15 protein-coding genes are annotated in these 14,122 nt (G+C 36.3%); 6 read left to right on the top strand and 9 right to left on the bottom strand.

From position 1 onward, the window contains the following. Nucleotides 1-98: 98 nt before the first annotated feature. Entirely contained in the window at nt 99-941 is an 843-nt protein-coding gene (gene fghA / locus LU301_RS09375) for an S-formylglutathione hydrolase (protein ID WP_305270190.1), read from the bottom strand. 220 nt (nt 942-1,161) lie between these two features. On the opposite strand from fghA, the gene LU301_RS09370 reads away from it, so the two are divergent. Further along, nucleotides 1,162-1,971 (top strand): HamA C-terminal domain-containing protein, encoded by an 810-nt coding sequence (locus LU301_RS09370; RefSeq protein ID WP_305270188.1) that lies wholly within the window; start codon nt 1,162-1,164, stop codon nt 1,969-1,971. Further along, nucleotides 1,971-4,127, top strand: coding sequence for a DEAD/DEAH box helicase (locus tag LU301_RS09365; protein WP_305270186.1), 2,157 nt, complete (start codon nt 1,971-1,973; stop codon nt 4,125-4,127). Before LU301_RS09370 ends, LU301_RS09365 begins: the two co-directional genes overlap by 1 nt. 116 nt (nt 4,128-4,243) lie before the next feature. On the opposite strand, the gene LU301_RS09360 is transcribed toward LU301_RS09365, so the two are convergent. Beyond that, complete coding sequence (locus LU301_RS09360; RefSeq protein WP_305274042.1) at nt 4,244-5,353, bottom strand: S-(hydroxymethyl)glutathione dehydrogenase/class III alcohol dehydrogenase; 1,110 nt, start codon at nt 5,351-5,353, stop codon at nt 4,244-4,246. 276 nt (nt 5,354-5,629) lie between these two features. Here LU301_RS09360 and glyQ point away from each other — a divergent pair, with 276 nt between their 5' ends. From glyQ to LU301_RS09345, 3 genes are all read left to right on the top strand, one after another. Continuing rightward, entirely contained in the window at nt 5,630-6,589 is a 960-nt protein-coding gene (glyQ, locus tag LU301_RS09355) for a glycine--tRNA ligase subunit alpha (protein ID WP_305270184.1), read from the top strand. Between the two features lie 121 nt (nt 6,590-6,710). Beyond that, nucleotides 6,711-7,265 carry a hypothetical protein gene (locus LU301_RS09350; protein ID WP_305270183.1) on the top strand — a complete coding sequence of 185 codons (555 nt, stop codon included), beginning with the start codon at nt 6,711-6,713 and terminating at the stop codon, nt 7,263-7,265. Continuing rightward, nucleotides 7,265-7,642 (top strand): hypothetical protein, encoded by a 378-nt coding sequence (locus tag LU301_RS09345; protein WP_305270181.1) that lies wholly within the window; start codon nt 7,265-7,267, stop codon nt 7,640-7,642. The genes LU301_RS09350 and LU301_RS09345 overlap by 1 nt, the downstream gene beginning before the upstream one ends. Nucleotides 7,643-7,811: 169 nt before the next feature. On the opposite strand, the gene LU301_RS09340 is transcribed toward LU301_RS09345, so the two are convergent. The 7 genes from LU301_RS09340 to LU301_RS09310 all read right to left on the bottom strand — a co-directional run bounded on the left by LU301_RS09340 (nt 7,812) and on the right by LU301_RS09310 (nt 13,404). Next, nucleotides 7,812-8,357, bottom strand: coding sequence for a hypothetical protein (locus LU301_RS09340; RefSeq protein ID WP_305270179.1), 546 nt, complete (start codon nt 8,355-8,357; stop codon nt 7,812-7,814). Nucleotides 8,358-8,453: 96 nt separating this feature from the next. Continuing rightward, nucleotides 8,454-10,139 carry a dihydroxy-acid dehydratase gene (gene ilvD, locus LU301_RS09335; RefSeq protein ID WP_305270177.1) on the bottom strand — a complete coding sequence of 562 codons (1,686 nt, stop codon included), beginning with the start codon at nt 10,137-10,139 and terminating at the stop codon, nt 8,454-8,456. Between the two features lie 167 nt (nt 10,140-10,306). After that, nucleotides 10,307-10,540, bottom strand: coding sequence for an acyl carrier protein (gene acpP / locus LU301_RS09330; protein WP_305270175.1), 234 nt, complete (start codon nt 10,538-10,540; stop codon nt 10,307-10,309). A gap of 168 nt (nt 10,541-10,708) precedes the next feature. Continuing rightward, on the bottom strand, nt 10,709-11,440 hold the full coding sequence (gene fabG / locus LU301_RS09325) for a 3-oxoacyl-ACP reductase FabG (RefSeq protein ID WP_305270173.1): 732 nt from the start codon (nt 11,438-11,440) through the stop codon (nt 10,709-10,711). 27 nt (nt 11,441-11,467) lie between these two features. Beyond that, nucleotides 11,468-12,418 (bottom strand): ACP S-malonyltransferase, encoded by a 951-nt coding sequence (fabD, locus tag LU301_RS09320; RefSeq protein ID WP_305270171.1) that lies wholly within the window; start codon nt 12,416-12,418, stop codon nt 11,468-11,470. Between the two features lie 165 nt (nt 12,419-12,583). After that, a complete protein-coding gene (rpmF, locus tag LU301_RS09315) occupies nt 12,584-12,760 on the bottom strand; it encodes a 50S ribosomal protein L32 (protein ID WP_305270169.1) in 177 nt (58 codons plus the stop codon). A 92-nt stretch (nt 12,761-12,852) separates the two neighbouring features. Beyond that, nucleotides 12,853-13,404 (bottom strand): YceD family protein, encoded by a 552-nt coding sequence (locus tag LU301_RS09310; protein ID WP_305270167.1) that lies wholly within the window; start codon nt 13,402-13,404, stop codon nt 12,853-12,855. Nucleotides 13,405-13,485: 81 nt separating this feature from the next. Here LU301_RS09310 and LU301_RS09305 point away from each other — a divergent pair, with 81 nt between their 5' ends. Then, entirely contained in the window at nt 13,486-14,112 is a 627-nt protein-coding gene (locus LU301_RS09305) for an elongation factor P hydroxylase (protein WP_370692193.1), read from the top strand. Nucleotides 14,113-14,122 lie beyond the last annotated feature (10 nt).

Raw genomic sequence — 14,122 nt, 5'->3', positions numbered from 1 at the left:
TTTTAGCGTAAAATACAACAAAATCATATGGATATTTTAGGCTGCCTGAAAAATAAAAACACCGTTTTTATGATAAACGGTGTTTTTTCAGATAAAAATTATTTTAAATTCTTGGCGTGAAAAGCAATATGCTTACCAATAAAACTGGCAATAAAATAATAAGAATGGTCAAAGCCTGCCTGTAAATCATATTGATAATTGATGCCCAATTTATCCGCCATTTGACAAAATAATTCTGGCTTTAACTGCGTGTGCAAAAACTCATCTTTATCGCCCTGTTCAATCAAAATGGGTAGATTTTTTTGTTTAATCGCAAGATGATGTTTTTCTAATAACGCCACGCTGTCATAATCCGCCCACGCCTGTTTGTCATCGCCCAGATAAGCTAAAAATGCCTTTTGTCCCCAAGCCACAGAACTGGGTGCAACAATGGGCGAAAATGCCGAAACGCTTTGATAATGCTCCAAATTTTTAAGGGCAGTGGTCAAAGCACCGTGCCCGCCCATTGAATGCCCAAAAATGGATTGTTTGCCATTGGTGGGGAAATGCTCGTTAATCAAAGTTGGCAATTCTGTCGCAATATAATCATACATTTGATAGTGCCTTGCCCACTCGCCCTGTGTGGCATTCAGATAAAATCCTGCCCCCTGCCCCAAATCATAAGCCGTATCGTCCGCCACGCTCTCGCCTCGTGGCGATGTGTCAGGGGCGACAACGATGACATTATGCTCATCGGCATAGCGTTGATAGCCTGATTTGGTAATGAAATTTTGCTCGGTGCAGGTTAAGCCTGATAGCCAGTAGAGTACAGGCAATTTTTGATGTTTAGCGGTATCGGGTAGATAAATGGCAAATTTCATTTCACAATTTAGGCTGCCTGAAAAATGTTGCCAGAGTTGTTGTTCGCCGTTGAAAATGCGGTGGGTGGTTAATTGTTTCATTGGTTTACTCTGTGTTTTACTTGTTAAATTTGCTTATTATACAAGGATTTGATTTATTATAAAAATTGATAATTGTGATATGTGGGTATTAGTGTTTGTGATAACTAGGTTGAAATTGGCATAATCTATTGTATTTATAGTATAATAAACCCTCTCTTATTTTCGACCTACCAATTTTATGAACTATCCTGACCCGCCAGAATCATTTTTGGAACTACGAGTGCATAATCTTGATGTAACTCCAAGTATTTCTGCACTCTGTGCAGGTTATGAAGGAGGAAAATGGCGTTCCGCTCAATTAGCAGAACATACAATGAACTGGCTACCTGAATTTTGTTTCAATTTTAAAGAACTTATCCAATTACAATCAGGCAATGCTCTTAGTATGATCAAACAAGCAGCTCGGATGGTCTATCAAACAGATAAATATGGTAATCGTGGAGAATTTGGCGAAATTTTTCTGCATATTGCATTACGGCAAGTTTATCAATCTGTTCCTGTAATTAGTAAAATATTTTTCAAAGATTCTGTTAATAATACAGTTAAAGGATTTGATGCGGTTCATGTTGTTCAAAATGATGAAAAATGGGAATTATGGTTAGGCGAAGTGAAATTCTATGATGATTACCAGGGAGCCATCAGAGAGGTTATTAAAGAAATTAGCGAGCATACAAAATTAGATTACCTCAGAAACGAAAAAATGCTCATTGCAAATAAACTTGATGAAGGACACCCATTTTATGAAAAATTAAAGGAGGTATTACACCAAAATACTTCTCTCGATGTTTTATTTGATTGTGTATGCATTCCTATTTTAGTAACTTACAATAGTAAAGTTTTAAGCGAACACAATAAAGTCACTGACGATTTTAAACAGCAAGCTCTTGAAGAGGTTATGTCTGTTAGGAAATATTTAGAAGATAAAATTCCGGATGGATTATCTGTAAAAATCCACTTATTTTTAATTCCATTACAAGACAAAAAGATTCTTATTGAAGAGTTGGATAATCAATTAAAGGGGTTGCAATAATGCTTAATATTAGTCAAATTGAGAAAGAATTAAAATCTACTGAAAAAATCAATCAAGAGATTGCTTTTGACATTTTACAATCTCTATGTTTTCTAGCAAGTACTGAACCAGACAATAACCAGATTCAATTACTTCTATTGCGGGTTTTGGATAGAAAAGAAGAATTTAGTGGCTTTTTGGAAGTAATTAACGGTCTAATTCAACATTTTGGGCTATATCCCTATTTGGATATCAGCTTATTAACTACAAAAGAAGCAATTATTAGAGAAATTCATAGACCAGCATTATTAAATAACGATATAGAAAGCCAAGACTTCTCTAATGAAGGCGTTGTTTTTCACCGTGTTCAATATGAAGTTTTTCAACATTTAATGAATGGTGAAAATGTGATATTGAGTGCCCCAACCAGCTTTGGAAAAAGTGCTTTGATTGATTCTTTGGTTGAGAGTAAAAAATTTCAAAATATCATTATTGTTGTGCCAACCATTGCATTAATAGATGAAACAAGAAGAAGGATTTTTGGACTTAACTGTGTCTATAAAATCATCACACACGCATCACAACAATTAGAAGAAAAAAATATTTTCATACTAACCCAAGAAAGAGTAGTGGATTTCCCTAACTTGCCAAATTTTGATATATTTATTATTGATGAATTTTATAAATTAGAACCCAGAAAAGAAGAGGGTGAAAGAGCGATGACCTTGAATCACGCTTTTTATAAATTACATAAAAAATCTAAACAGTTTTATTTGCTTGGTCCAAATATTGAAAATATTTCTGAGGCATTGCCAGAAAAGGTAAATTGTAGATTTATCCGCACAGATTATGCCACCGTTGTAACCGAATTAATTCGGGTCAAAACCAAAAAGAAAAATGCAAGCAACAAATTAATTGAACTTTGCAATAACATTCAAGATTCTACCCTGATTTACTGTGCCTCACCAAACAGAGCAAGAGAAATTGCAAATTTACTGATAGAAAATTTAACTTGGAAAGGAGAGGGATTGCAAGAAGCCTCTGAATGGGTTGCTGAGCATTATCATGAGGATTGGACTTTTGTTAAAGGTTTAAAATATGGCATTGGCATACATCATGGTAAAATCCCACGAGCCTTAGCTCATTTGTGTATAAAAGGTTTTAATGAAGGAAAACTTCCATTTTTAATTTGCACTTCTACACTAATAGAGGGGGTAAATACCAAAGCTAAAAATGTTATTATTTTAGACAATAAAATTGCAAGCCAAAAGTATGATTTCTTTACATTTAATAATATAAAAGGTCGTTCTGGTAGAATGTTTAAGCATTTTATTGGAAAGGTTTATCTCTTTAATGACCCTCCACAAGAGAGTTTACCACTTATTGAAATGCCATTATTTGCGCAAAACCCCAAAAATACAACGGAATCCTTGATTATCCAATTAGATAAAGATGATATGACAGATGATTCTTGGAAAAGAGTAGAAAAATATTATTCTGAAGATTTTTTGAGTTTAGAGACAATAAAGAGCAATGCTGGAATAGAGCCCGAATTACAGGTTAAATTAGCAAAGTTTTTACTTAATAATGCTAAAATTGTATCTAGTTTGGCTTGGGAGGGTTATCCAGAGTACTCGCAGCTAGAATTACTATGTCAAATTATTTGGGAGTTCTTCAAAAAAGGAGACCCTAACAAGCTTATTTTCACATTTAGAGTGTTAGCATTTAAAATAAATCAACTCAGAAATAATTCTATTAGCCAAATCATTTTATCAGATTTAAATAGATACCAAAATCAAAAATCAACCGATGAAATCATAGAATGCGTTTTGGATTTTATTAGAAACTGGGCTCAATTTCATTTTCCTAGATTGGCAATGGCTGTTTGTAGAATACAAAATGATGTTGCCAATAAACTTGGTTTAGAAAAAGCGGATTATTCTTTCTATTGTGGACAGGTTGAAAATTTATTCCTAGACCCTGCATTAATTGCTTTAGATGAATACGGGTTGCCATTGCCATTAGCTGAAAGATTAAGTGATAGATTGGAAACCGAATCTATGGATATAGCTATGGATAGTTTATTAAGGTTGGATTTATCAGAATTAGATTTAAGTTCATTTGAAAAAAGTCTTCTTGAGGATGTGATAAAATACATAGACCAGTCAAGAATTTAATGGTTGTATATATTGGGTAAATTAAGGGGTAATTTGTTGTAGTCTAAAAAATAAACAATACTAAAAACAAAAACACCGCCCAAATTTCCCATTCAGACGGCATTTTTATTTCACAATCAATAATAAATCACACTGCGAATAGATTTCCCTTCGTGCATTAAATCAAAAGCGTCATTGATTTTATCAAGGGGCATTGTGTGCGTTACAAAAGGCGACAGGCGGATTTTGCCAGCCATTGCGTCTTCCACCATTTGCGGTAATTGTGAGCGACCTTTGACACCGCCAAATGCCGTACCTTTCCAAGTTCTGCCTGTTACAAGCTGGAACGGGCGAGTGCTAATCTCTTGTCCTGCCCCTGCCACGCCAATAATCACCGACTGCCCCCAGCCACGATGAGCCGACTCCAACGCCGCACGCATTACCTCCACATTGCCGATACATTCAAAAGTATGGTCTATGCCCCATTTGGTCATTTCAATCAACACTTGTTGGATTGGCTTGTCAAAATCTTTGGGGTTTAGGCAATCGGTTGCCCCAAATTCTTTGGCAAGGGCAAATTTTTCAGGGTTGGTATCAATCGCAAAAATCCGCCCAGCGTTCGCCTGTTTTGCCCCTTGAATCACCGCCAAACCAATACCGCCCAAGCCAAACACCGCCACCGAGTCGCCTGCCTGCACTTTGGCGGTATTATGCACCGCCCCAATGCCTGTGGTTACGCCACAGCCAAGCAAGCAAATTTCCTCTGGATTGGCTTTGGGGTTGATTTTGGCAAGCGACACCTCCGCCACCACCGTGTATTCGCTAAAAGTGGAACAGCCCATATAGTGATAAATCGGCTCGCCATTATAAGAAAAACGGCTGGTGCCGTCTGGCATTACGCCTTGCCCTTGCGTGGCGCGCACCGATACGCACAAATTGCTTTTGTTAGATTGACAAAATTCACACTCGCCACATTCTGCCGTATAAAGTGGAATGACGTGGTCGCCCACATTGACAGAAGTTACGCCCTCGCCCACTTCTACCACCACGCCTGCCCCTTCGTGTCCAAGCACGACAGGGAACAAGCCTTCGGGGTCAGCCCCTGATAGGGTAAAGGCATCGGTGTGGCACACGCCTGTGTGGGTGATTTTGACCAAAACTTCGCCTTTTTTGGGGCGTTCTACATCAATTTCTACGATTTTTAAGGGCTGGTTGGGGGCAAATGCCACTGCGGCACGGGATTTAATGGTGTTCATTTGGATACCTGATTGTCAAATGGTTTTAAAATGGCAATGATTATAATGACTTACAGGTATTTTGGCTAATTGATAATTGTGATAATTGGGTATTAGTTAGAGTAATGAATGGGATTTTCAGGCAACATGGAAAAGATTTTTGCAAAATCATATTCGAGTTGAAATATGTGATTTAAAATCGTAAAGTATATATTGAAAATTCTTTGCTACCATTCTAAAAAAATCATATAATAAGCCTAATTTTTATGTATTTATAACGGATAAGCAATGTCTAAAGCTATTTCACATATTGACACATTTCAAGGCTTAATTTTAGCCTTACAAAACTATTGGGCAGAGCAGGGCTGTGTGGTACTACAACCCTATGATTTAGAAATGGGTGCAGGTACATTCCATACAGCAACTTTTTTGCGTGCTTTAGGGCCTGAAACTTGGAATGCAGCTTATGTTCAACCATCTCGCCGTCCCAAAGATGGTCGTTATGGCGAAAATCCAAACCGTTTACAACATTATTATCAATTCCAAGTCGTGTTAAAGCCAAACCCAGCTAATATTCAAGAGTTATATTTAAACTCTTTAAAAGCGATTGGTATTGATACTTTAACACATGATATTCGTTTTGTAGAAGATAATTGGGAAAGTCCAACACTTGGTGCGTGGGGGTTAGGTTGGGAAGTATGGCTAAACGGTATGGAAGTTACACAATTTACCTATTTCCAGCAAGTCGGTGGGGTAGAATGTTATCCCGTAACTGGCGAAATTACTTACGGTTTAGAACGTTTAGCGATGTATTTGCAAGGTGTTGATTCTGTTTATGATTTGGTATGGACAAAAGGTCAATTTGGTACAGTTACTTATGGAGATGTATTCCATCAAAATGAAGTGGAACAATCAACTTATAATTTTGAACAAGCACCTGTAGACAAATTATTTGAATTATTTGATTTTTATGAAAGTGAATCAAATCGTTTGATGGAAGCTCAATTGCCATTACCTGCTTATGAGCAAGTGGTAAAAGCATCGCATACTTTTAACTTGCTTGACGCTCGTGGTGCGATTTCAGTAACAGAACGTCAGCGTTATATTTTGCGTGTGCGTGCGTTGGCTCGTGCGATTGCACAAAGCTATGTACTTTCTCGTGCGAAATTAGGTTTCCCAATGGCGACCGAAAAATTGCGTAATGAAGTGTTAGAGCAAATGCAAGAGCAGTTAAATATTACACAATAGAATATTTTTAATGAAGAGAAAAATTTCTCATTGATAATATAGTCATCATAATGCTCTCTTCTTTTCAAGAAAGCATTTTTTAGATGGATAGAATGGTTTGATGAAAAAATAGGTATAGAAAATGCGTAAATCTATCATCTTAAGTTTATTAGCAATTCCGTTTTGTGTATTGACCACAACAGCTCACGCAGAAAAAATGGTCGGTTATGATTTTAATCAATATGCCACAAAAATCTATACTGGCAAAAAAGCCCCATTAAAGTTAGGCGACTGGAAAATGTTTAAAACCCGTTTAAAATGGGCACATCAAGAGGGTGAAATTGGCTTTGCAGGCAATTATATGGTGAGTACTTGGGGCTGTGGTACAGGCTGTTTAAGTGGAGCAATGATTGATAAACGTACAGGTATTGTGTATGGTTTGCCGATTGGTGAAGATACACCATATGATTTTGGTTGTATGCACGAATGGGAAAATGAATTAGATAATGAACGTGTGGTATTTATGCCGAAGAGTCGTTTATTTATTAGCCGCAATTGTGATGCTGAACAAATTGGTGATAGTAACCAATATATTGAAAAATATACCTATTTTGTCAATGTGTGGGATGAAAAAGCCAAAAAATTTAAGTTGATTAAACAAGTGGAAAAATCAGTAAAAACCGTGAGAGATTGGTAATGACTAAACCAAATATATTCTGCCATTCTTTTGGAGTAAAAAATAATCATGCTTTATTATTGTCGTGTGATGTCAATAGTGGTTTAGGGCATGCTTTAAGTATTAGGTCAGCAGATTTTAATGCTATTGCCGATTATGCAAAACATCAATTGGTGTTTTATTTTAATGGTTCAGACCGAGCCTATATTTTAAAAGCAAAAAATCAAATTTCAGCCTATGAATGGACGCAATTTATGTTGCGTTTGGCTGGTGCTCAAGAAATTAAAATTTATCATAAAAATGTTCAGCTGATTCATATAAAACCATCTATTTTTAGTCGTAAACGCTATGCTAAACACATGGTTGATAATTGTAAGGCAGAACATTTGAATGAATAACATCAAATAGTAAGAGCATTTTTAGATAGATATAATGATAAGTAGATACCATCTCTCCATACCTTTTGCAAGTTTCATCAAAATGGTGCGTCTTGCGACACGATGTTTCTCAACTTTATTTCTAAAATTGATTTTCTGGTTCTCTAACTATATTATGATTTTCTACGTATTACAAATAATTGCTGACATTAAAATCATAAATATCATCTTCTCTCGGGTCTTTAAGAGATTCAAAAGAATTGGCAGGTTTAAATTGAAATGAAAAACATGGTACATTATTTTGCATTGAACCAAAAATAGAAACTAAATATTTTCCATTATTCATAGGGATTTTTATTGCACTTACAATCTTTTTATTATCTAATGTATAATAATGAATCTCATCGGTGTTTTGAAATAAACTTTTATCAAAACTAGATAATTCACCAATATCACAAATCCATATATAATGATCTGTTATTTCCAAATTAAAACCATCATAATGAAAAAAATGTTCTATATCATGATTGATAATTTCTATTTTATAAGTGCCACTATTAATTTGTGGAATAGGAAACCATACACCTGTTTTTAAAGATTGAATATAAAAATCGTGATTTTTTTCAAAAAAATCTAATAATTGTTTGGTTCTGGTCTTTTTATTTTCAGCGAAAAAAGAGAGAATTTTCTCATAAGAAAATAAACAAAAACCATAATTAGCAGTATCGATAATCATGTTATCCTGACCAATTCATAAATATTTCATTCTAAACGCTATTTAACAAAGGGCGAATCAAATCTGAATCGCCCCTATTGAATTTAAATGATGATATTAAATATCCAAATTCAAATCCGTAACCGCACCTTTATCCGCACCTGATGCCAATTTCGCAAATTTTGCCAATGCACCAGATTTATATTTCGGAGCAGGTTTGACCCAATTTTTACGGCGTTCTGCCATCTCTTCATCAGAAATATGTAGGGTAATTTCACGAGTTTCGGCATTAATAGAGATTTTATCGCCATTTTTCACTAAACCGATTGGACCACCTTCATAGGCTTCAGGCGTAACGTGTCCAATCACAAAACCATGACTACCACCAGAGAAACGACCATCAGTAATTAAAGCCACCGATTTACCTAAACCTTTACCAATAATCGCTGATGTTGGCTTAAGCATTTCACGCATACCCGGTCCACCTTTAGGACCTTCGCCACGAATCACTACCACTTCACCTTCTTGTACTTCACCATCTAAAATACCACGCATCGCCCCTTCTTCACCTTCAAAGACACGAGCCGACCCTTCAAAATACAAGCCTTCTTTACCAGAAATTTTTGCGACAGCACCTGTAGGTGATAGATTACCTTTTAACACCACCAGATGTGAATCTTTTTTGATTGGTTTATCAAACGGCATAATAATTTCTTGACCCTCAGGATAATCCTGTACATCAGCCAAGTTTTCTGCCAATGTTTTTCCTGTAACAGTTAAACATGAACCATCAAGCATACCTGCATCAAGCATACGCTTCATCAACGGTTGAATACCACCGATTTTAATCAATTCAGACATCAAATATTTACCTGATGGGCGGACATCTGCCACGACTGGCGTTTCTGCACCAATACGCACAAAATCATCAAGGGTTAATTCCACACCTGCGGTATGTGCCATTGCCAATAAGTGCAAGACAGCATTGGTCGAACCACCTAGTGCAATCACCACTTTAATCGCATTTTCAAATGCAGGTTTAGTCATGATATCTAATGGCTTGATATTTAAGCGTAATAAATTCATCACCGCTTCGCCTGCACGTTGGCAGTCATCAATTTTATCATCAGAAACCGCATCTTGTGCTGATGACCCTGGTAAACTCATGCCCAATGCTTCAATTGCTGATGCCATCGTGTTGGCTGTGTACATACCACCACATGACCCCGGTCCAGGGATTGAAACTTCCTCAATTTGTTTCACTTGGATTTCGTTGATTTCGCCTTTTGCGTGTTGTCCCACTGCTTCAAAGACAGAAATAATATCGGTATGTCCCGCACCTGGACGAATCGAACCACCATAAATAAATAAACCTGGACGATTAAGGCGAGCTAGCCCCATCACACACCCCGGCATATTTTTATCACAACCACCAATGGCAATAACACCATCAAAACCTTGACAGCCTACAACTGTTTCAATTGAATCGGCAATCACTTCACGAGAAAGCAATGAATATTTCATGCCTTCCGTACCATTAGAAATACCATCAGAAATAGTAATGGTATTAAAAATCACACCAATACCATTGGCTTGATTCACGCCTTTTTCCACTTCACGAGCTAAGCCATCGATGTGCATATTACACGGCGTAACGTTTGCCCATGTTGATGCAATACCAATTTGTGGTTTTTTGAAATCTTCATCTTTAAAGCCGACTGCACGCATCATTGAACGAGCTGGGGCGTTTTCTACACCGTCATATACTGGGGCAGAATGACTACGTAAATTCTCATCACACATAAAAACTCCGTTGGCTTAGGCGAAATGCCATCGCTAAAATTAAAAATATTGTCTGTATTGTATAGAAAAATCAGCAATATTAAAAGTTTAATTTCATGATATCCATGATAAAAAATAAAAACCGAACTCATGATGAATTCGGTTTTTATCATTATCTAAAAATAAATTTAGATTTTTGCGTTTACATAATCAATCGCAGATTGAACAGTAGTGATTTGGTTAGAATCTTCATCAGGAATGGTGATGTCAAATTCATTTTCCAAAGCCATTACTAATTCAACTAAGTCTAAAGAATCAGCACCTAAATCGTCCATAAAAGACGCTTCATTTTTGATTGATTCAGCATCTAAACTTAATTGTTCAGCAACTGCTTGTTTTACGCGTTGTTCGATATCGCTCACGGCTATCTCCGAAAATAATAATTTGGCGTTCTATGCCAACATGAAAAAATTTATGCTATTTTAGTCATAATGACTAGGGTGTTCAATGGCAAATTATATCGTATTTTTAAAATGAATTGTTAATTCCTGTAGCTTAACAATTTTACATGATTTCATTGAGCTAAGTTATTAATTCATATACAATCCGCCATTTACATGTAATACTGTACCAGTGATATAAGCTGCTTTATCACTGGCTAAGAAACTTACTGCATTGGCAATTTCTTGTGGTTCGCCAAAACGATTGAGTGCTACTTGCTCAAGCATTTTTTTGCGGATATCTTCACTAAGCTCTGCGGTCATTTCTGTAGCGATAAAACCTGGGGCAACGCTATTTACCGTAATTTGGCGACTGCCCATTTCTTTAGCAAGGCTACGACCAAAGGCTTCCATACCTGCCTTTGCGGCTGAGTAATTGGTTTGTCCTGCATTGGCAAAATGTGCAACTACGGAACTGATATTAATAATACGTCCAAAACGTGCTTTGGTCATACCTTTTAACACACGTTTTGATAGACGATAAACTGCTTTTAAATGAATATTTAAAATATCGTCCCAATCATCTTCACTTAAACGTAATAATAAATTATCACGTGTGATACCTGCATTATTAACTAAAACTAGAACTGAACCATAATTTTGTTCAATATTGCTAATCAGTTGTTCAATCGCATCACCATCACGCACATCAAGTACCATGCCTGTGCCATTATCAGCAAAATTTTGGCTAAGTTGATTTGCACCTTGTTCACTAGTTGCTGTGCCAATCACAAAAAAACCATCATTTATCAGTTGTTGTGCAATGGCTGCACCAATACCACGACTCGCACCTGTAACAAGGGCAATTTTCTTATCAGTCATTTTGATATATCCTATTGAAATTTAACATTAAATCATTGAAATCGTTTGTACTGCATCTTGTAAACGGTTTGCAGTATCGGTCGGTAAAGCTTTTGCAATGTTTGGTAAACGTTTGGCTAAGTTGGTTAAGACATTACCAGCACCACATTCTACGACATATTGTACGCCATCATCTTGTAGCTTTTGCATGGTCGCTGTCCATTGTACTGATTGATAAAGTTGTTCAGTTAATGCTTGGCGTAATTGCTCAACATCATTGGCAACTTGTACATTGGTGTTTTGAATGACTGGAATGTTTGGTAATTGAATATTGACTTGTTGCAAGGCTTGTGCAAATTCATCGGCAGCTGATTTCATTAATGAACAATGTGATGGCACAGAAACAGGTAGGGCAATAGCTTTACCACCTAATTCTTTGGCTTGATTCATGGCTTGTTCAACCAATTCACGATGACCTGCAATGACCACTTGTCCTTGTGTATTGTAGTTTGCTACTTCAACTGTTTGTGTAGTTGATTGAGCTTGTACAGTTTTGCATAAATTTTGTACTTGTTCATCACTTAATGATAAAATTGCTGCCATACTGCCCACACCTTGAGCCACAGCGTTTTGCATGAGTTTACCACGCAAATGGACTAATTTAACTGCGTCAGTTAATGATAATGAGCTACCTGCGACTAAGGCACTATATTCACCTAAAGAATGACCTGCTAAATAACGTGGTTGGATTTCACTTTGTTGTTGCCATACTCGCCAAATCGCAATACTGGCAGTTAATAGGGCAGGTTGGGTGTTTTCGGTTAGATCTAAACCTTCGCCAGATTGTACAATATGCCATAAATCAAAACCTAATGCTTGGCTTGCTTCGTTAAATGTTTGTTGTACAATTGGATATTGTTCAGCTAATTCAGCTAACATACCTGCTTTTTGTGAGCCTTGACCTGGGAAAACAAAAGCTAGAGATGATAAAGTTGTCATGTACTTTTCCTAAAATATAAGATTACATGTAATGTAACAAGTTTTAGGACTTTTAGGAATTGCGAAAACTTTCAAAATATTGTAATGATTTATTTTTAAAATATAATAAAAAAAGAGAGCCTAAACTCTCTTTTTGTTGATGATACAACGTCATCTAGTCTTTACTTATTCAGCAGTAGCGAATAAAGAACGACCACGATAGAAACCATCTTTAGTAACGTGATGGCGACGATGAGTTTCACCAGTCTTGCTATCTACGGTTAAAGTCGCAGCAGTTAAAGCATCATGAGAACGACGCATATCACGGCGTGAACGACTTTTTCGGTTTTGTTGAACTGCCATGACGGCTCCTTAAAACAAAATCTTAAAAATAATTAGAACGACATTAACCCTATTTTATCACAAAATTTAAGCAATAAAAAGGGGGGAGCATATTAACTCTTTTTTAAACTTGCTAAAATCTCAAAAGGATTTTCTTTTTTCTCTTCCACGACTTTAATTTCTTGTGGTTGATAACCATGCTCACAATCATTATGCTTTGGTGAGAAAGGAATCATCAATAATAATTCATCTTCAATTAATGCTAATAAATCGACTTGGGCATGGTGGTCGAAATCGCTTTTGTGAGAGCTATCATTTTCGCCTAAAATCACAAAATCAACTTCATTTTCTAGGCTATCAATTAAACGTTCATCATTTAAAATCGCTAAATGTACATCACAAGTTAAATCAAGGGTAACAGGTTCTAAACAACGTTGGCATTCAAATTGAGCTTGTCCTATAACTTGGGCATTCAACCAAACAAAACGGCTAAAATTATCCATTTTCAGATTGCAGTCAATATTAAATTTCTGTTGTGCTAAATCGCCTAAAGCATCTAAAGCTAAACGTTTAAATTGATTTAAACTAAGTTCACCTGACCATGTAAAGCCTTGTTCTGCTGATTTAAAAGGGTCAAGTTGTGTCGGAAAATGTGTTTTATTCATTGTTAAACTCATAAAAATTTTTGTTTCAATAAAATTTAAGTTACAATAAGCACTTAGATTTTATCATATTTAGGTTTGTTTATGTCCACATTTTCGCCATTTCAGCCTGTACAACACCCTAATTTAACTGAATTGACGGCTTTTTCAACTTGGCATCATTTAACTAGCGAAGATGAACAGGTGGATTGGCTTATTGTACACTTTAATCGTTGGTTTGCCCATCATCATGTTGTATTATTTCGTGGCGAAAGTGAGCCAGAATATTTTCCAGCACAAGGTGAAAATCCTGCTCGTATTGAATTTGCACATGGTTTTTTTAATAGTGCTTTACATGAAATCAGTCATTGGACGATTGCAGGAGAGCAACGCCGATTATTACCTGATTTAGGTTATTGGTATGCACCTGATGGGCGTACACAAGCACAACAAGCTGAATTTGAACAAGTTGAAATTAAACCACAAGCGATTGAATGGTTATTTGCTAAAGCCTTTGGTCGTAAATTTCGTGTATCTTTGGATAATTTAACAGGTGAAGGGGGTGATGGCAGTCAATTTAAAGATAATGTATTTGCTCAAGTACAACGTTATTTTTTAGGTGAGCAAAAATTACCACGAGATGCGATTGTGTTGATTATAGCCATTTGCAATAGTGTGCGTGATGGGCAATTGCTTACTTTGAATGAATTTCGCCGTGAAGATTTAGATTGACGATTAAAAT

Origin of the sequence: Moraxella sp. ZY210820 (assembly GCF_030674635.1) — a bacterium.
In the GTDB taxonomy this organism is placed as follows: domain Bacteria; phylum Pseudomonadota; class Gammaproteobacteria; order Pseudomonadales; family Moraxellaceae; genus Acinetobacter.
Note: the sequence above shows the minus strand (reverse complement) of the source record. Positions and strands in the feature narration are given on the sequence as shown.